The organism is Oerskovia jenensis (genome assembly GCF_016907235.1).
In the GTDB taxonomy this organism is placed as follows: Bacteria; Actinomycetota; Actinomycetes; order Actinomycetales; family Cellulomonadaceae; genus Oerskovia; species Oerskovia jenensis.
The window spans coordinates 380,079-398,454 of sequence record NZ_JAFBBO010000001.1 but is presented as its reverse complement, the minus strand read 5'-3'; the positions used below and the strand labels follow the sequence as shown (position 1 = coordinate 398,454).

16 protein-coding genes are annotated in these 18,376 nt (G+C 71.6%); 11 read left to right on the top strand and 5 right to left on the bottom strand.

The window, feature by feature from the left end:
- Positions 1–32 precede the first annotated feature (32 nt).
- From rapZ to JOD49_RS01805, 8 genes are all read left to right on the top strand, one after another.
- Complete coding sequence (gene rapZ, locus JOD49_RS01840) at positions 33–971, top strand: RNase adapter RapZ (RefSeq protein ID WP_205305729.1); 939 nt, start codon at positions 33–35, stop codon at positions 969–971.
- Positions 972–973: 2 nt separating this feature from the next.
- Positions 974–1,936: a gluconeogenesis factor YvcK family protein gene (locus JOD49_RS01835; protein ID WP_205305728.1), complete on the top strand. Its 963-nt coding sequence runs from the start codon at positions 974–976 to the stop codon at positions 1,934–1,936.
- A 191-nt stretch (positions 1,937–2,127) separates the two neighbouring features.
- Positions 2,128–3,108, top strand: coding sequence for a DNA-binding protein WhiA (gene whiA / locus JOD49_RS01830; RefSeq protein ID WP_205305727.1), 981 nt, complete (start codon positions 2,128–2,130; stop codon positions 3,106–3,108).
- A 647-nt stretch (positions 3,109–3,755) separates the two neighbouring features.
- On the top strand, positions 3,756–4,760 hold the full coding sequence (gap, locus tag JOD49_RS01825; protein WP_205305726.1) for a type I glyceraldehyde-3-phosphate dehydrogenase: 1,005 nt from the start codon (positions 3,756–3,758) through the stop codon (positions 4,758–4,760).
- A gap of 131 nt (positions 4,761–4,891) precedes the next feature.
- Positions 4,892–6,091, top strand: a complete 1,200-nt coding sequence (locus JOD49_RS01820; RefSeq protein WP_239525120.1) for a phosphoglycerate kinase — start codon at positions 4,892–4,894, stop codon at positions 6,089–6,091.
- Positions 6,092–6,135: 44 nt separating this feature from the next.
- Positions 6,136–6,930 (top strand): triose-phosphate isomerase, encoded by a 795-nt coding sequence (tpiA, locus tag JOD49_RS01815; RefSeq protein WP_205305724.1) that lies wholly within the window; start codon positions 6,136–6,138, stop codon positions 6,928–6,930.
- Positions 6,931–7,193: 263 nt separating this feature from the next.
- Entirely contained in the window at positions 7,194–7,436 is a 243-nt protein-coding gene (gene secG, locus JOD49_RS01810; protein WP_056651589.1) for a preprotein translocase subunit SecG, read from the top strand.
- A 76-nt stretch (positions 7,437–7,512) separates the two neighbouring features.
- A complete protein-coding gene (locus JOD49_RS01805; RefSeq protein WP_205305723.1) occupies positions 7,513–7,863 on the top strand; it encodes an RNA polymerase-binding protein RbpA in 351 nt (116 codons plus the stop codon).
- 121 nt (positions 7,864–7,984) lie between these two features.
- Here JOD49_RS01805 and pgl read toward each other — a convergent pair whose 3' ends face one another.
- The 5 genes from pgl to tkt form a co-directional block, all read right to left on the bottom strand.
- Positions 7,985–8,761, bottom strand: coding sequence for a 6-phosphogluconolactonase (pgl, locus tag JOD49_RS01800; RefSeq protein ID WP_205305722.1), 777 nt, complete (start codon positions 8,759–8,761; stop codon positions 7,985–7,987).
- Entirely contained in the window at positions 8,758–9,675 is a 918-nt protein-coding gene (gene opcA, locus JOD49_RS01795) for a glucose-6-phosphate dehydrogenase assembly protein OpcA (protein WP_205305721.1), read from the bottom strand. The genes pgl and opcA overlap by 4 nt, the downstream gene beginning before the upstream one ends.
- A gap of 67 nt (positions 9,676–9,742) precedes the next feature.
- On the bottom strand, positions 9,743–11,284 hold the full coding sequence (zwf, locus tag JOD49_RS01790; RefSeq protein WP_205305720.1) for a glucose-6-phosphate dehydrogenase: 1,542 nt from the start codon (positions 11,282–11,284) through the stop codon (positions 9,743–9,745).
- 148 nt (positions 11,285–11,432) lie between these two features.
- Positions 11,433–12,572: a transaldolase gene (gene tal / locus JOD49_RS01785; protein ID WP_307822312.1), complete on the bottom strand. Its 1,140-nt coding sequence runs from the start codon at positions 12,570–12,572 to the stop codon at positions 11,433–11,435.
- Between the two features lie 111 nt (positions 12,573–12,683).
- Positions 12,684–14,846, bottom strand: a complete 2,163-nt coding sequence (gene tkt, locus JOD49_RS01780) for a transketolase (protein ID WP_205305719.1) — start codon at positions 14,844–14,846, stop codon at positions 12,684–12,686.
- A 328-nt stretch (positions 14,847–15,174) separates the two neighbouring features.
- Here tkt and JOD49_RS01775 point away from each other — a divergent pair, with 328 nt between their 5' ends.
- From JOD49_RS01775 to JOD49_RS01765, 3 genes are all read left to right on the top strand, one after another.
- Complete coding sequence (locus JOD49_RS01775; RefSeq protein ID WP_239525119.1) at positions 15,175–16,257, top strand: heme o synthase; 1,083 nt, start codon at positions 15,175–15,177, stop codon at positions 16,255–16,257.
- A gap of 51 nt (positions 16,258–16,308) precedes the next feature.
- On the top strand, positions 16,309–17,334 hold the full coding sequence (xerD, locus tag JOD49_RS01770) for a site-specific tyrosine recombinase XerD (RefSeq protein ID WP_205305718.1): 1,026 nt from the start codon (positions 16,309–16,311) through the stop codon (positions 17,332–17,334).
- Between the two features lie 78 nt (positions 17,335–17,412).
- Positions 17,413–18,369 carry a ParA family protein gene (locus tag JOD49_RS01765; protein ID WP_307822311.1) on the top strand — a complete coding sequence of 319 codons (957 nt, stop codon included), beginning with the start codon at positions 17,413–17,415 and terminating at the stop codon, positions 18,367–18,369.
- Positions 18,370–18,376 lie beyond the last annotated feature (7 nt).

The window sequence follows — 18,376 nt, the reverse complement described above, 5'->3', positions numbered from 1 at the left end:
GGGGCGGCGCGCCCGGCTGGCATGCTGGTGGCATGAGCACCGAACCCTCCCCGACGACCGTCCCTCAGGGCATCCCCGCGATCGAGGCGACCACCCACGCCCCCGAGCGGTCGGACGCAGAGGTCCTCGTGATCACCGGGCTCTCGGGCGCCGGGCGCTCGCGTGCGGCCGCGGTGCTCGAGGACCTGGACTGGTACGTCGTCGACAACATGCCCCCGCGCATGCTCGTGCCGCTCGTCGACATGATGACGCGTGCAGGGTCGAGCGTGCAGCGCATCGCGGCCGTCGTCGACGTGCGCGGAGGTGGCTTCTTCACCGACCTCCTCGACGTGCTCAAGCACCTGCGAGACGCCGGGGTCTTCTACCGGATCCTGTTCCTCGACGCGTCCGACGAGGTCCTCGTGCGCCGCTACGAGCAGGTCCGGCGCCCGCACCCCCTGCAGGGCAACGGGCGCATCCTGGACGGCATCGCCGAGGAGCGACGCCTGGTGGCGAGCGTCGAGGAGCGCGCCGACGTCGTGATCGACACCTCGGAGCTCAACGTCCACGACCTCGCGCGCGAGGTCCGCGCGGCCGTGGCCGAGGGAACCCCCGACACGCTGCGCATCAACGTGGTCTCGTTCGGCTTCAAGTACGGGATCCCGCTCGACGCGGACCACGTCGTCGACATGAGGTTCCTCGCGAACCCGTACTGGATCACCGAGCTCAGGCACCTCACCGGGCGCGACCAGCCCGTGCGCGACTACGTCCTGGCCCGTCCCGGGGCGCTCGAGTTCGTCGACCGGTACGTCAGCGCGCTCGAGCCCGTCCTGGCCGGCTACCTCGCGGAGGAGAAGCGGTACGTGACCATCGCCGTGGGCTGCACGGGCGGCAAGCACCGCTCGGTCGCCATCTCGGAGGTGCTCGCCCAACGGCTGCGCGCCGTCGGACAGCGCGTGACCGTGACGGCCCGCGACCTCGGCAAGGAGTAGCGGTGACCCTCGTCAACCCGGCAGTCGTGGCGCTCGGCGGCGGGCACGGCCTGTCCGCGACGCTCTCCGCGCTCCGTCTCATGTCTGACCGCATCACGGCCGTCGTGACCGTCGCCGACGACGGCGGGTCCTCCGGGCGCCTGCGGGCCGAGCTCGGCGTGCTCCCGCCCGGGGACCTGCGCATGGCGCTCGCGGCCCTGTGCGACGACTCCGAGTGGGGTCGGACGTGGAGCTCGGTGCTGCAGCACCGGTTCTCCTCGAGCGGCGACCTGGACCAGCACGCGGTCGGGAACCTCTTGATCGTCGCGCTGTGGGAGCTCCTCGACGACCCGGTCGCGGGCCTCGACTGGGTCGGCAAGCTGCTCGGTGCCAGGGGGCGGGTCCTGCCCATGGCGGCCGTCCCCCTCGGGATCGAGGCGGACGTGCGGACCGCCCAGGGGCTGACGACGATCGTGGGGCAGAGCCAGGTCGCCGTGACGCACGACCGCATCGAGCAGCTCCGGCTCGTCCCCCCCGACCCGCCCGCGTGCCCCGAGGCGGTCGACGCCGTCATGGCGGCCGACTGGGTGATCCTGGGACCGGGTTCCTGGTACTCCTCGGTCATGCCGCACCTGCTGGTCCCCGAGCTCGCGCACGCGCTGCACGAGACCACTGCCCGGCGCTGCGTCGTCCTCAACCTCTCGAACACGTCGGGCGAGACCTACGGCCTGACCGCGACCGACCACCTCGAGGCGCTGCACAAGCACGCACCCAGCCTGCGCATCGACGCGGTGATCGCCGACCCGAGCGCGGCCGAGGACGTCGGCCTGCTCGCGGACGAGTCGGCCCGGACGGGAGCGCGCCTGCTGCTGCGGCAGGTGGGGCGTTCGGACGGTACGCCGCAGCACGACGCGCTGCGGCTCGCGGCCGCGCTGCGCGACGTCTTCGACGGTTTCCTGGGGGACGTGGGGACCTCGACCCGCTGAGCAGGACCCGCCGCGGACGTCGCGTCGGAGCTGGTGCCGCGGTCGACGACCCGGCCGCGACCGACACGGGCCCCAGCCCCCTATGCAGGTAGCCGGCAGGTCTGCCGCGTGAGCGGTGCGAACTCTCGCCGCGGCTGGTCTGCTGGCAGAACGCGGTCACGATCGTTGCTCGTTGATGGGAGGATGTCGCCATGGCGTTGACGGCACAGGTGAAGGACGAGCTCGCGCGACTCAAGGTGGACAAGACCTCCTGCCGCAAGGCGGAGGTCTCTGCCACGCTGCGGTTCTCGGGAGGGCTGCACATCATCTCGGGGCGCATCGTGATCGAGGCGGAGCTCGACACGGCGATCGCTGCGCGCCGGCTCCGGCAGACGATCAGCGACGTGTACGGACATGCGAGCGAGCTGATCGTGGTCTCGGCCGGGGGGCTGCGCCGGGGGAGCCGGTACGTCGTGCGGGTCGTCAAGGACGGCGAGTCGCTCGCCCGGCAGACGGGCCTGCTCGACAACCGGGGCCGTCCGGTCCGCGGGCTGCCGCCGCAGGTGGTCTCGGCCGGGGTCGGGGAGGCCGAGGCGGCGTGGCGGGGCGCGTTCCTCGCGCACGGCTCGCTGACGGAGCCGGGGCGCTCGTCGGCGCTCGAGGTGACCTGCCCGGGACCCGAGGCGGCGCTCGCGCTCGTGGGTGCCGCTCGTCGGCTCGGGATCGCCGCGAAGGCGCGTGAGGTCCGCGGGGTCGACCGGGTCGTGATCCGGGACGGTGAGGCGATCAGCGCGATGCTGACCCGCCTCGGGGCGCACGAGACCGTGGTGGTCTGGGAGGAGCGGCGTCAACGCCGCGAGGTGCGCGGCACGGCGAACCGACTCGCGAACTTCGACGACGCCAACCTGCGCCGCTCGGCCCGTGCCGCGGTGGCTGCCGGCGCACGCGTCGAGCGCGCGTTCGAGATCCTGGGCCCGGACCTGCCGGACCACCTTCGGGAGGCCGGGGAGCTGCGACTCGCCCACAAGCAGGCGTCGCTCGAGGAGCTGGGGCAGCTCGCCGAGCCGCCGCTGACCAAGGACGCCGTGGCGGGTCGTATCCGCAGGCTCCTGTCCACCGCCGACAAGCGGGCGGCCGAGCTCGGGATTCCCGACACCGAGGCCGGCCTGAGCCCGGACCTGCTCGACGTCTGACCGGCACGCCCCGGGGGCGCGCCGGGAGCGGTCGGCCGTGCCGGGAGGGCGGGGGCGACCGGCCGACGAGGGGTGCGCGCCGCTCGGCGCGCACCCCTCGTCGGTGTCTGCGCGAGAAGGTCGACCGCCCTGCGCGCCCGTCCTCGGGCGACGCCCGGCACGACCGGCCGACGGGTCCGCCGCGCGGTGCTCGCGCGCGTCGCTCGGTGCGCCGTGCGCGTCTCGTCCGTGCGCCGCAGGCGCCGCCCACGGGCCTGCCACGGGCCAGCCACGGGCCTGCCACGCGTCTGGCACGCGTCTGGCACAGCGACGGCCGACACGCCCGGTGTGACGTCGGTCTCGGACCCTGGTCACATTCCCACGGTGCGTTCGTGGGCGTCTCAGATCCGCCCTCAGGTCACGAGATGGGGCGCTTCGGGTATAGGATCGGGGATGTCAGGTGACAAAGACGTGCTCCTTCACTGAGGTCTTCGGGACCCTGTTGAGTCGCAGCTGTCGCTGTGGCCCTGCGAGATTCCCGGAGTCCACGCCGCGAGGCATCCAGTGGGGGAGTACTTCGCCGTTACCACCTACGTACGCCGTAGTACGTGATCGTTCGGCATCAACCGTGTGCGTCGGAAACACCGGCGCGCCCTGAGGAGGGCATTGTGACCATCCGCGTCGGTATCAACGGCTTCGGTCGTATCGGACGTAACTTCTTCCGCGCAATCATCGCGTCGGGGGCGGACATCGAGATCGTGGGTGTCAACGACCTCACGGACAACAAGACGCTCGCGCACCTGCTGAAGTACGACACCGTCCTGGGTCGTTTCCCGCTGAGCGTCGACTTCGACGAGAACAACATCATCGTCGACGGCAAGGCCATCCGTGCCCTCGAGGAGCGCGACCCGGCGAACCTGCCCTGGGGCGAGCTCGGTGCTGACATCGTCATCGAGTCGACCGGCTTCTTCACCGACGCGACCAAGGCCAAGGCTCACATCGAGGCCGGCGCCAAGAAGGTCATCATCTCCGCTCCGGCGAAGAACGAGGACGGCACCTTCGTCGTCGGCGTGAACCACGAGCAGTACGACCCCGCGACGCAGCACATCATCTCCAACGCGTCGTGCACCACGAACTGCCTCGCCCCGATGGCCAAGGCCCTCAACGACGCGATCGGCATCGAGCGCGGTCTCATGACCACGATCCACGCGTACACGGGTGACCAGAACCTCCAGGACGGCCCCCACAAGGACCTGCGTCGTGCCCGTGCGGCCGCGCAGAACATCGTCCCCACCTCGACCGGTGCGGCCAAGGCCGTCGCCCTCGTGCTCCCCGAGCTCAAGGGCAAGCTCGACGGCTTCGCGATGCGCGTCCCCGTCATCACCGGTTCGGCCACGGACCTCACCTTCACCGCCTCGAAGACCGTCACGGTCGACGAGGTCAACGCTGCGGTCAAGGCCGCCGCGGAGGGCCCGCTCAAGGGCGTCCTGAAGTACGTCGACGACGACATCGTCTCCTCGGACATCGTCACGGACCCGCACACCTCGATCTTCGACTCGAAGCTCACCAAGGTGAGCGGCGACCTCGTCAAGGTCGTCGCCTGGTACGACAACGAGTGGGGCTACTCCAGCTCGCTCGTCTCGCTCACGCAGTACGTGGGTGCTCGTCTCTGATCTCCGTCCCTGCGACGTGAGGTGAATTCTGCGTCCGCGTGCGTGGCCGGCCCGGTTGGCCGCCCATGCACGCGGACGCAGTCATGTGTGACGTGACCTGTTTCGACCCTGTTCAGACCAGGAGTGTGCTCATGAAGACCATCGACTCCCTCGGCGACCTGCGCGGCAAGCGCGTGCTCGTCCGCTCGGACTTCAACGTCCCCCTCGACGGGACGACCATCACGGACGACGGCCGCATCCGCGCCGCGCTCCCCACGCTCAAGCGGCTGACCGACGCCGGCGCGAAGGTCGTCGTGACCGCGCACCTGGGGCGTCCCAAGGGTGAGCCCGACGCCAAGTACTCCCTCGCTCCCGTCGCCGCCCGCCTGGGCGAGCTGCTCGGCGCGCCCGTGACGCTCGCGGACGACACCGTCGGCGAGTCCGCCAAGGCCACGGTCGCCGCGCTCGGCGACGGCGAGGTCGCGCTGCTCGAGAACATCCGCTTCGACGCTCGCGAGACCTCGAAGGTCGACGCCGAGCGCGAGTCGCTCGCCGCGGACCTCGCCTCGCTCGCGGACGCGTACGTGTCCGACGGCTTCGGTGTCGTGCACCGCAAGCAGGCGTCGGTCTACGACATCGCCAAGGTGCTGCCGTCCGCGGTCGGCGAGCTGGTCCTCAAGGAGGTCGACTCCCTCAAGAAGGCGACCGAGGACCCCGCGCGTCCCTACGTCGTCGTGCTCGGTGGTTCGAAGGTCTCCGACAAGCTCGGGGTCATCGCCAACCTGCTGACCAAGGCGGACCGCCTGCTCATCGGTGGCGGCATGGTCTTCACGTTCCTCGCGGCCAAGGGCTACTCGGTGGGCAACTCGCTCCTCGAGACGGACCAGATCGAGACCGTCAAGGGCTACCTCGCGGACGCCGAGAAGGCCGGCGTCGAGATCGTCCTGCCGACCGACATCCTCGCTGCCGACTCGTTCGCCGCCGACTCGCCCTACGAGGTCGTGCCCGCGGACGCGATCCCGGACGGCAAGATCGGCCTGGACATCGGCCCCGAGTCGGCCAAGCTCTTCGCGAGCAAGATCGTCGACGCCAAGACGGTCGTCTGGAACGGCCCCGCGGGTGTCTTCGAGTTCGAGGCGTTCTCGGGTGGCACGCGTGCCGTCGCGCAGGCCCTGGTCGACGCGACCGCGAACGGCGCGTTCACGATCGTCGGCGGCGGCGACTCCGCCGCAGCCGTGCGCATCCTCGGCTTCGACGAGGCCGGCTTCAGCCACATCTCGACCGGTGGCGGCGCGAGCCTGGAGTTCCTCGAGGGCAAGTCCCTCCCGGGGCTCGCAGTCCTCGAGGCCTGACCCCCACCACCGCAGCCTCACGGCTCACAGAAGGTAGACACACCATGACTGATGCACGTACCCCGCTCATCGCGGGCAACTGGAAGATGAACCTGGACCACCAGGAGGCCATCCACACGGTCCAGAAGCTCGCCTGGGCCCTCAAGGACGCCAAGCACGACTTCTCGGCCGTCGAGGTCACCGTCCTGGTCCCGTTCACGGACCTGCGCAGCGTGCAGACGCTGGTCGACGCCGACAAGCTCGAGCTGACGTACGGCGCGCAGGACGTCTCGCAGCACGTCTCGGGCGCCTACACGGGAGAGATCTCGCCCGTGTTCCTGAGCAAGCTGGGCGTGACCTACGTCGCGATCGGCCACTCGGAGCGTCGCCAGTACCACGGCGAGGACGACGCGCTCGTCAACGCCAAGTCGAAGGCCGCGCTCGCGCAGGGCCTGGTCCCGATCATCTGCGTCGGCGAGGCGCTCGACATCCGCAAGGCCGGCGAGCAGGTCTCGTACACGCTCGCTCAGGTCGACGGCGCGCTCGAGGGGCTCTCGGCCGAGGACGCCGCCAAGGTCGTCATCGCCTACGAGCCCGTCTGGGCCATCGGCACCGGTGAGGTCGCCACGCCGCAGGACGCGCAGGAGGTCGCGGGCGCGATCCGTGCCCGTCTCGCCGAGCTCTACTCGGCCGAGGTGGCCGACGCCGTGCGCGTGCTCTACGGCGGCTCGGTCAAGTCCTCGTCGATCGCCGAGCTCATGAAGGAGCAGGACGTCGACGGCGCGCTGGTCGGTGGCGCGAGCCTCGACCCCGAGGAGTTCGCGAAGATCGCGCGCTTCCAGGCGCACCACGGGGCCTGAGGTCCTCTGCTGCCGGGTCGCGCCGCACGGCGCGGCCCGGCAGCCGGCCACCGCACGAGCGGTGGCCTTTTCTCGCGGTAGACCCTGGGGCGAGGTGTCCCGACCGGCAGCATCGACCACCGGGCGGAACGGTTCGTCGGATCGGGCCCGCGTCGCCTACCCTTGTCCTCGGTGCCGTACCTGTGCCTCGCAGGTCGGTCCAGGACACCCGTTGCGGTCCGCCCTCGACTTCTCGACGTGGACCCAGAGCCAAGGACGTACTCGTGGACGCGCTGCGCATCATTCTCCAGATCCTGCTGGTCATCACCAGCGGCTTCTTGACCCTCCTCGTGCTCATGCACAAGGGCAAGGGCGGCGGCCTGTCCGACATGTTCGGCGGCGGCATCTCGAGCAGCGCCGGCAGCTCCGGTGTGGCCGAGCGCAACCTGAACCGCATCACCATCACGTTCGCGATCACCTGGACCGTCGTGATCATCCTTCTGGGGCTCATCCAGAAGGTCAGCTGACCCGGCGCCGACGCCGTCGGCACAGGGTGGGAACCGTTCCGGTACCGGGGCGGTCGTTAGTCAGGGGAGTGAAGTCGTGGCTGGTGGTAGTGCTATCAAGGGGTCGCGCGTCGGTGCCGGCCCGCTCGGGGAGACGGAGCGGGGCGACGTCGCTCCGCGTACCTGGGTCTCCTACTGGTGTGCCAACGGGCACGAGACGCGCCCGAGCTTCTCGTCCGAGGTGGAGATCGTCACGCCCGAGACCTGGGACTGCCCCCGGTGCGGTCTTCCCGGTGGGCAGGACCCGGCGAACCCGCCCAGCGCTCTGCGCAACGAGCCCTACAAGACGCACCTCGCGTACGTGAAGGAGCGCCGCAGCGACGAGGACGGCGTGGCCCTTCTCGACGAGGCGCTCGCCGCGCTCCGGGCGCGCCGCCGCAGCCGGTAGGCACGTCCTCGCACGCACAGCTCGCACAGCACGACGGGGCCCGTCCGATCATCGGACGGGCCCCGTCGTGCGTCGAGGTCGAGGGTCCGGCCCGGCCGCGGGAGCCGGGCAGGACCCTCGTTCAGTCGGTCGTGCCGGCCGCGAGGTCGACGAGCCACAGCGTGCGCTGCGTGCCGAGCGCACCGGCTGCCGGGGTCGTCGTCACCGGGTCGCCCGCCAGGGCGGAGGCGACCGCGGGGGCCTTCTCCGCTCCCGCGGCCACGACCCAGACCTCCTGGGCCGCCTGGATCGCGGCGAACGTCAGCGAGACGCGCTCGGGCGGCGGCTTGGGGGAGTCGTGCACCCCGGTCGTCGCCCCGTCGGCGTCGAGCGCCGCGTTCCCGGGGAAGAGCGACGCGACGTGCCCGTCCGGGCCCATGCCGAGCAGGAGGACGTCGAACGCGAGGTGCGCACCGCCGTCGGGCGTGAAGCGCGAGAGCTCGTCCGCGTAGAGCGCGGCCGCCTCCTCCGGTGACCCGACGCCGTCTCCCGGCGCGGGCATCACGTGCACGTTCTGCGGGGGCAGGGTCGGCAGGTGGTCGAGGAGGGCCTCGCGCGCCTGCGTCTCGTTGCGCTCGGGGTCGCCCGTGGGCAGGAAGCGCTCGTCGCCCCACCACAGGTGCACCCCGGTCCAGTCGACCGCGTCGCGCACGGGGTGCGCGGCGACCGCCGCGAGGGACCTGATCCCGACGGTGCCACCCGTGAGGACCACGTGGACGGGCGACCGTACGGACTGGATGTCCAGGATGCGGGTCAGGAGCCGGGCCGCGACGGCCTCGGCGAGCACGCCCGCATCGGGGTGCACGACGACGAGGCGCGGCCCGTGCGCGCGGGCGCCGGTCCCCGCGTCGGCCGTCATTCGCCGATCCTCGCGAGGCCCTTGGTGAGGACCTCGCCGTAGACCTCGTCGGGGTCGAGGCGGCGCAGCTCCTCGGTCAGGCACTCCTCGAGCTGACGCAGCGGCAGCGAGATGCGACGGTCGGGCTGGCCCGGCTGGGTCAGCGTCACGATGCGGCCGTCCGGTCGGGACAGCACGATCGCGCCGCCCTTGCGGACGAGGGTCACCTTGGTGATCCCGGACACGCCCCGGCGACGGACCAGCTTGACCGAGCACCTGAGCTGCTGGGCGAGCCACGCCGCGAGCACGTCGACCGACGGGTGGTGCTCCTCGCCCTCGACCTCGACGGCCGTGACGGACTCGTACGGCGGCTGGTCGAGCGCCGCCGCGATGAGCCCGCGCCACAGGGTCACGCGGGTCCACGCGAGGTCCGTGTCGCCCGGGTGGTGGCTCTTGCTCAGGCGCTGGAGCGTCTGGAGCGACTTGCCCGCGTTGACCGCGTCCGTGATGCGGCGGTGGGCCATCTGGCCGACCGGGTCCGCGGACGGGTTGTCGGGCGTCTCCCGGGGCCACCAGGCAACGATCGGCGCGTCGGGCAGCAGGAGGGGCATCACGAGGGTGTCGGTGTGTGCGACGAGAGGGCCGGACGGGCGCAGGATGATGACCTCGCTGGCGCCCGCGTCCCCGCCGATGCGGATCTGGGCGTCGAGCCGGGCCGCCGTGCGCTTGTTCGCGGGAGCGACGACCACGACGCGGCACGGGTGCTCGCGCGAGGCGCCGTTGGCCGCTGCGACCGCGTCCTCGACGTCGGCCTCCTCGGCCAGGACGACCAGGGTCAGGACGCGGCCGAGGGCCACGGCGCCGCCCTCGTCGCGCAGCTTCACGAGGCGCTTGTTGACCGCATTGGTCGTCGTCTCGGGGAGATCGATGATCATGAGGTGAGGCTCCAGTTCGAGGTCCGGCCGGGGATCCGGGACAGGCGGGAGTTCGGTGCGGTCACGGTCACGGTCGCCGCCAGGTGCGCCCGTCGCGGGCCATCATCTCGTCGGCCGACTCGGGGCCCCACGTCCCGGAGCGGTACGCGTCCGGCGTGCCCTTGGACTCCCAGTACGACGTGATGGGGTCGAGGATCTTCCAGGAGAGCTCGACCTCCTCGTGGCTCGGGAAGAGCGGCGGGTCGCCCAGCAGGACGTCGAGGATGAGGCGCTCGTAGGCCTCGGGGGAGGACTCGGTGAACGCGTGCCCGTAGCCGAAGTCCATCGTGACGTCGCGGACCTCCATGGCGGTGCCGGGGACCTTCGCGCCGAAGCGGATCGTGACGCCCTCGTCGGGCTGGACGCGGATGACGAGCGCGTTCTTGCCGAGCTCGGACGTCGCGGAGGACTCGAACGGCAGGTGCGGGGCCGACTTGAAGACGACGGCGATCTCCGTCACGCGCCGGCCCAGGCGCTTGCCGGTGCGCAGGTAGAACGGGACCCCGGCCCAGCGGCGGTTGTCGATGTCGACGCGGATCGCGGCGAACGTCTCGGTCGTGGAGTCGGGCGAGATGCCGTCCTCCTCGAGGTACCCGACGACCTCCTCGCCGCCCTGCCACCCGGCCGAGTACTGGCCGCGCGAGGTGTGACGCCCCAGGTCGCGAGGCAGGCGCACGGCCGAGAGCACCTTGAGCTTCTCGGCGCGCAGCGACTCCGCGTCGAACGACACGGGCTCCTCCATCGCGGTGAGCGCGAGGAGCTGGACGAGGTGGTTCTGGATGACGTCGCGCGCGGCGCCGATCCCGTCGTAATAGCCCGCACGGCCCCCGATGCCGATGTCCTCGGCCATGGTGATCTGGACGTGGTCGACGTAGTTCGCGTTCCAGATGGGCTCGTAGAGCTGGTTGGCGAACCGCAGCGCCAGCATGTTCTGGACGGTCTCCTTGCCCAGGTAGTGGTCGATGCGGAAGACCGAGTCGGGGTCGAAGACCTTCGAGACCACGTCGTTGAGCTCGCGCGCGCTGTGCAGGTCGTGACCGAACGGCTTCTCGATGACCACGCGACGCCAGGCGTCCTCGCTCGACTTCGACAGGCCAGACCGTGAGAGCTGCTCGCAGACCAGCGGGAACGCGCTCGGGGGGACCGACAGGTAGAACGCGTGGTTGCCGCCCGTGCCGCGCTCCTTGTCGAGGTCCTCGACCGTGGCGCGCAGGCGCTCGAACGCCTGCTCGTCGTCGAACTCGCCCTGGACGAACCGGATGCCCTCGGCGAGCTGCTTCCACGTCGCCTCGCGGAACGGCGTGCGAGCGTACTGCTTGACGGCGTCGTGGACGACCTGGGCGAAGTCCTGGTCCTCCCAGTCGCGACGGGCGAAGCCCGTGAGCGCGAAGCCAGGCGGGAGGAGCCCGCGGTTGGCGAGGTCGTACACGGCGGGCATGAGCTTCTTGCGGGCGAGGTCGCCCGTGACGCCGAAGATGACCAGGCCGCAGGGCCCGGCGATGCGGGGGAGTCGAAGGTCACGCGGGTCGCGCAGCGGGTTGTGCTCTGCGCTGATCTTTGCCGGTCTCAACTGATGTCACCGTTCTCGTCGGCGTGGGCTGGAATGGTCGAAAGGTCCGTCCTGCGGACCGGGATAGAGCCTAGGCGGTGGCCGGGGCGCTCTCGGAGGGCGTCCACGTCCGAGTCGCCCGCCACGGCTCGCCGGGGGAGGGCGCGGGTCACGACGCGTCGCCGCCCGCGCGGGCCAGGCCGTCCGCGACGGTCGCGAGCAGGTCGGACCAGCTCGCCTCGAACTTCTCGACCCCCTCGACCTCGAGGTGCCGCGTGACCTCGTCGAGCGAGACCCCGAACGACTCGATGGTCGCCAGGACCGAGCGCGAGGCCGTGTACGTGCCCGCGACGGTGTTGCCCAGCACGACGCCGTGGTCGGCGAACGCGTCGAGCGTGGCCTGCGGCATGGTGTTCACGACGCCTGGCGCGACGAGCTCGTCGACGTACATGGTGTCGCGGTAGTCGGGGTTCTTGACCCCGGTCGAGGCCCACAGGGGGCGCTGCGGGTGGGCTCCCGCGGACTCGAGCGCACGCCAGCGGTCGGTCTGGACGACCTGCTCGTACGCCTCGTACGCGAGCCGCGCGTTGGCGATCGCGGCGCGCCCGCGCAGGTCGAGGGCCTCGGGGGTCCCGATCGCGGTCAGGGCGGAGTCGACGGCCGAGTCGACGCGCGAGACGAAGAAGGACGCGACCGACGCGACACGCGTCACGTCGTGCCCGGCGTCGCGCGCCTGCTCGAGGCCGGACAGGAACGCGTCCATGACCTGGCGGTAGCGGTCCAGGGAGAAGATGAGCGTCACGTTGACGCTGATGCCCTGGGCGAGGGTGCGCTCGATCGCGTCGAGACCCTCGACGGTCGCGGGGATCTTGATCAGGACGTTGGGGCGGTCGACCGTGCGCCAGAGGCGGACGGCGGTCGCGACCGTGCTGTCGGCGTCGCGCGCCAGGCGAGGGTCGACCTCGATCGACACGCGGCCGTCGACGCCGTCGGTCGCGTCGTACACGGGGCGCAGGACGTCGGCCGCTGCGCGCACGTCGTCCGTCGTGATCCGCTCGACCGCGGCCTCGACGTCGGTCCCGGCGGCGGCCAGCTCGGTCAGCTGGGCGTCGTAGGCGTCGCCCTTCGCGAGCGCACCCGCGAAGATCGTCGGGTTGGTCGTGACACCGACGACGGCGCGGGAGGTGGTGAGGTCGGCGAGCCCGCCGCTGCGCAGCCGTTCTCGGGAGAGGTCGTCCAGCCAGATGGAGACACCTGCCTCCGACAGCTCGCGGACGGGTGCTGGTGCTGCACTGTGGTGCACGGTCACGGTTCTCCCTCTCGTCGTCTGGCGGCCGTCCTCGCGGACGTCCCAGGTGTCCTCACGGACGTCCCGGGAGGGGGCGGGCAGAACCCGCCCCCTCCTGGAATCTACGGATGGTCAGAGCTGGTCGCCAGTGCCACCGACCGAGGGGATCGCCACGCCGCCGGGAGCGGCGCCGGTGCGAGCCGACTCGATCGAGTCCTTCGCGGCGGCCGCGACGGCCTCGGACGTGATCCCGAACTCGCGGTAGAGGATCTTGTAGTCCGCGGACGCGCCGTAGTGCTCGAGGCTCACGGAGCGGCCGGCGTCGCCGACCAGGTCGCGCCAGCCCTGGGCGATGCCCGCCTCGACCGAGACGCGTGCCTTGACGGCGGCCGGGAGCACGCTCTCGCGGTACTCGGGGCCCTGCGCGTCGAACCACTCGCGGCTCGGCAGCGACACGACGCGCGCCGCGATGCCCTCGGCCGCGAGCTGCTCGCGCGCCTCGACCGCGAGCTGGACCTCGGAGCCCGTGCCGATGAGGATCACGTCGGGCGTGCCCTCGGTGTCGAGCAGCACGTAGCCGCCCTTCGCGGTGCCCGAGGCGTCGGCGAAGCCGTCCGTGCCGCGGGGGAACGTCGGGACGTTCTGGCGGGTCAGGATGAGGCCGGCCGGGCGGTCGGTGTGCTCGAGGATCGTGCGCCAGGCCCACGCGGTCTCGTTGGCGTCGGCCGGGCGGACGACGTCGAGGCCGGGGATGGCGCGCAGCGCGGCGAAGTGCTCGATCGGCTGGTGCGTGGGTCCGTCCTCGCCCAGGCCGATCGAGTCGTGCGTCCAGACGAACGTCGACGGGATCTCCATGAGGGCCGCGAGGCGGACCGCGGGGCGCATGTAGTCGGAGAACGTGAGGAACGTGCCGCCGTAGGCGCGGGTTCCGCCGTGCAGGACGATGCCGTTGAGGATCGAGCCCATGGCGTGCTCACGGATGCCGAAGTGCAGCGTGCGGCCGTACTCGTGCCCCGGGAACTTCTTGGTCGCGTGCTCGGCGGGGACGAACGAGGGCTCGCCGTCCATGGTCGTGTTGTTCGAGCCCGCGAGGTCGGCCGAGCCGCCCCAGAGCTCGGGCAGCGTGTCGGCCAGGGCCGAGAGGACCTTGCCCGAGGCCGCGCGCGTCGCGACGTCCTTGCCGGCCTCGAACGTCGGCAGGGACTCGGTCCAGCCGGCCGGCAGCTCGCGGGCCTCGAGGCGCTGCAGCAGCGCGTGGCCCGCGGGGTTGGCGACCTTCCAGGCCTCGAACGCGGTGTCCCAGCGCTCGCGCAGCTCGGCGCCGCGCTCGCCCACGGCACGCGTGTAGGCCAGGACCTCGGCGGGCACGTCGAACGTCTTGTCGGGGTCGAGGCCGAGCTCGACCTTGAGGCCGCGGATCTCGTCGGCGCCCATGGCCGAGCCGTGGATCCCGCCGGTGTTCTGCTTGGTGGGCGAGGGCCAGCCGATGATCGTGCGCAGCGCGATGATCGAGGGCTTGCCGGTCTCGGCCTGCGCGGCGGCGACGGCCGCGGCGAGCTCGTCGACGTTCTCGGCGTAGCCCGTGCCGCCCTGGGTCCAGTCGACCTTCTGGGTGTGCCAGCCGTAGGCCGCGTAGCGCGCGAGGACGTCCTCGGTGAACGCGATGTCGGTGTCGTCCTCGATCGAGATCTTGTTGTCGTCCCAGATCACGATGAGGTTGCCGAGCTGCTGGTGGCCCGCGATCGAGGAGGCCTCGGAGGTCACGCCCTCCTGCAGGTCGCCGTCCGAGGCGATGACGTAGACGTGGTGGTCGAACGGGCTCTCGCCGGGAGCGGTCGACGGGTCGAGCAGGCCGCGCTCCCGGCGGGCGGCCATGGCCATGCCGACCGAGGACGCGAGCCCCTGGCCGAGGGGGCCCGTGGTGATCTCCACGCCGTTGGTGTGCTTGTACTCGGGGTGGCCGGGGGTCTTGGAGCCCCACGTGCGCAGCGCCTCGATGTCCTCGATCTCGAGGCCGTAGCCGGCGAGGAAGAGCTGGAGGTAGATCGTGAGCGAGGAGTGGCCCGCGGAGAGCACGAAGCGGTCGCGGCCGACCCAGTGCGAGTCGGCGGGGTCGTGGCGCATGACCTTCTGGAAGAGCAGGTACGCAGCGGGCGCGAGCGAGATCGCGGTCCCCGGGTGGCCGTTGCCGACCTTCTCGACCGCGTCGGCCGCGAGGGCCTTGATGGTCTTGACGGCCTGGTCGTCCAGGGGGGACCACTCGAGGGGCTGGTTGGCAGGAACGAACGCGTTCACCGGACCTCTTTCCCGTCCGGAGCCTGGCCCCGGATCATCGTCGGAACAACAAAGATCAACCGATGAACAATTCCGTCGCACGCACCCGGTCGCTCACAGGCGGAGCGGGGGGCCGGGCAGGCGACCGGCCGGTCGCGGCGGTGGGCGTCGGGGTCGGAGCCCTCGGGTGCCCACCGGGGCACCAGGCCGTCGGTTGCTCCACCCAGCCTATACGTGGACCCCGTGGCGGCGCCCTGCCCCGCCCACCACGTGGATTTCGGTCGGATCTCACACTTTTGTGCGTCGCGCAGGGCGGCGGTGACGGAGGGGCCGACGTAACATAGGACGGATGTCCAGCGGGTCGGCGCCGACGCGCACCGACCGCCGGACGACGCCCCCCAGCTTTCCTCGCCAGAACGGAACCCCGAAGCGCGTGCACACCACGAGCCAGGCACCGATCGACGAGACGGGTCTCCCGTCTCGTCCTGCCGCGACCGCGCAGGTCGCCGGACAGCCCCGGGTCGCCGCGGACGGCCATGCCGTCGCGGGGATCCGCGGCACGATCGGCGCGTACGTCGCCCTGACGAAGCCGCGCATCATCGAGCTCCTGCTCGTGACGACGCTGCCCACCATGATCCTCGCCCAGGGCGGGTTCCCGGACTTCTGGCTGGTCGTCAAGACGCTCGTCGGCGGCACGCTCGCCGCGGCGTCGGCCAACGTCTTCAACTGCTACATCGACCGCGACATCGACGAGCTCATGAACCGCACCAAGCGGCGCCCGCTCGTGACGGGCGAGATCTCGCCGCGTGCTGCGCTCGTGTTCGCAACGGCGCTCGGCGTGATCGCGCTGCTGTGGTTCGCGCTGCTGGTCAACGCCCCCTCGGCGTGGCTCACGTTCGCGGCCATCGCGATCTACGTCGTGGGCTACACCATGATCCTCAAGCGCCGTACCCCGCAGAACATCGTGTGGGGCGGCATCGCGGGCTGCATGCCGGTCTTCATCGGCTGGTCCGCGGTCACCGGGTCGCTCAGCTGGTCCGCGGTCGCGCTGTTCCTCGTGATCTTCTTCTGGACGCCGCCGCACTACTGGCCGCTGTCCATCAAGTTCAAGAAGGACTACGCCAACGCGGGCGTCCCGATGCTCCCCGTCGTCGCCGACAACCGCAAGGTCGCGCGCGAGATGATCGCCTACACGGTCGCGATGATCGCCTCGTCGCTCGCGCTGTGGTGGCTCGCACCCATGACCTGGGTCTACGGGGTGGTCGCGATCGGTCTGGGTGCCTGGTTCCTGGCGCTGTGCGTCATGATGCTGCGCCGGGCGAACGACCCGACCAAGGGCAAGCTCGGTGCGATGAAGGTGTTCCACGCCTCGATCACGTACCTGACCCTGCTGTTCGTCGCGGTCGCGGTCGACGTCTTCCTCCCCTTCTGACGGCCGGCCCGGGACCCACGGGATGACCGAACACCCAGCAGCCGGTGCGCGATGACGCGCGCCGCTGCGAGGGGGTCCGCGCCCGTCGTCGGGCCTGACGCCGTGGACGGGGCCGAAGCCCCGAAGCCCCCCGCACCACCGCCGCTGCCCGCGGCCCTCGACCGGGCCGTGCGCGAGTACCTCGCGCACCTGACGGTCGAGCGCGGGCTGTCGCAGAACACCGTCTCGGCGTACCGCCGCGACCTCGCCCGGTACGCCGCCTACCTCGCGGCCCGGGGTCGGACCGAGCCCGCGGACGTGACGCCGGTCGACGTCACGGAGTACGTCACCACGGTCCGTACGGGGTCCGACGGCGCCGCTCTCCTCTCGCCGTCGTCGACCGCCCGGTCGGTGGCAGCGGTGCGAGGCTGGCACCGCTTCTGCGCGCTCGAGGGGCACACCGCGTCCGACCCGTCGGCCGAGGTGCGCCCGCCCGCGCAGGGCAAGCGCCTGCCCAAGGCCATCTCGACCGACGAGGTCGAGGCCATCCTCGAGGCCGCCGGCGCGGGGGAGGGGCCGGGCCCCCTGCGCGACCGCGCGCTGCTCGAGCTCGTGTACTCCACGGGGGCCCGCATCTCCGAGGCCGTGAGCCTCGACGTCGACGACCTGGACCTGGGCTCGGGGGCCGTGCGGCTGTTCGGCAAGGGGGCCAAGGAGCGTGTCGTGCCCGTGGGATCGTACGCGGTCCGGGCGCTCGACGCCTACCTCGTGCGGGGGCGCCCGGCGCTGTCCGCCACGGGGCGCGGGACCCCTGCGGTCTTCCTCAACACGCGCGGCGCGCGTCTGAGCCGCCAGAGCGCGTGGGCGGTCCTGCGCACCGCGGCCGAGCGAGCAGGGCTCGACCGTCCCGAGCGGATCTCGCCGCACACCCTGCGGCACTCGTTCGCGACGCACCTGCTCGCGGGCGGCGCCGACGTGCGGGTGGTCCAGGAGCTCCTGGGGCACGCCTCGGTCACCACGACGCAGATCTACACGCTCGTGACGCGCGAGACGCTGCGCGAGGTCTACGCGTCGGCCCACCCGCGGGCGCTGGGCTGAGACAGGGTCGTGTGCGGGTTCGCGCCACTCCGGCGCGTGCACACGTCGCACGCGGACCCCTGAGGTAGCGTGGCGGACGTGAGCAGCCAGGCCCCGAGCGAGATCCAGGACGCCGCCGGACCGCACGACGCACGCGTCGCAGCGGCGGCAGGCGCCGTCGACGGCCGTGCGGGATCCGTACCCGACGGCCTCTTCAAGGTCGATCCGGTCGGCCGCGAGGTCCCCGAGTTCCCCGTCCCGGCCCTGCTGGCCACGCACGGCCCGGGACGCATCATCGCGATGTGCAACCAGAAGGGCGGGGTCGGCAAGACGACCACGACCATCAACCTGGGCGCGACGCTGGCCGAGTACGGGCGCAAGGTCCTGCTCGTCGACTTCGACCCCCAGGGCGCCGCGTCGGTGGGCCTGGGCGTCAACCCGCACGAGCTCGACCGCACGGTCTACAACCTCCTCATGGAGCGCGGTGCGGACATCCGCGAGGTCATCGTCCCCACGGCGGTCGAGAACCTCGACGTGCTGCCCGCGAACATCGACCTGTCCGCGGCCGAGGTCCAGCTCGTGGGCGAGGTCGCGCGCGAGTCCGTCCTGGCCCGGGTGCTGCGCCCCGTGCAGGACGAGTACGACGTGATCCTGGTCGACTGCCAGCCCTCCCTGGGGCTGCTGACCGTCAACGCGCTCACCGCGGCGCACGGGGTCCTCATCCCGCTCGAGTGCGAGTTCTTCGCACTGCGCGGCGTGGCGCTGCTCGTCGAGACCATCGAGAAGGTCCGCGACCGCCTCAACCCGCGCCTCGAGGTCGACGGGATCCTCGCGACCATGTTCGACTCGCGCACCCTGCACTCGCGCGAGGTCGTGGCCCGCGTGCACGAGGCCTTCGGCGACAAGCTCCTGCACACCGTGATCGGGCGCACCGTGAAGTTCCCCGACGCGTCGGTCGCGGCCGAGCCCATCACGGTCTACGCACCGTCCCACCCGGGTGCGGTGGCCTACCGACAGCTCGCCCGCGAGCTGGTCGCCCGTGGCGACGCTGCCTGACACCGCA

Coding starts and splice junctions, on each gene's coding strand:
- pgl (WP_205305722.1), bottom strand. CDS start 8,761: ATGACGGCCGACGCGGGGACCGGCGCCCGCGCGCACGGGCCGCGCCTC.
- whiA (WP_205305727.1), top strand. CDS start 2,128: ATGGCGTTGACGGCACAGGTGAAGGACGAGCTCGCGCGACTCAAGGTG.
- opcA (WP_205305721.1), bottom strand. CDS start 9,675: ATGATCATCGATCTCCCCGAGACGACGACCAATGCGGTCAACAAGCGC.
- rapZ (WP_205305729.1), top strand. CDS start 33: ATGAGCACCGAACCCTCCCCGACGACCGTCCCTCAGGGCATCCCCGCG.
- JOD49_RS01775 (WP_239525119.1), top strand. CDS start 15,175: ATGTCCAGCGGGTCGGCGCCGACGCGCACCGACCGCCGGACGACGCCC.
- JOD49_RS01820 (WP_239525120.1), top strand. CDS start 4,892: ATGAAGACCATCGACTCCCTCGGCGACCTGCGCGGCAAGCGCGTGCTC.
- xerD (WP_205305718.1), top strand. CDS start 16,309: ATGACGCGCGCCGCTGCGAGGGGGTCCGCGCCCGTCGTCGGGCCTGAC.
- tpiA (WP_205305724.1), top strand. CDS start 6,136: ATGACTGATGCACGTACCCCGCTCATCGCGGGCAACTGGAAGATGAAC.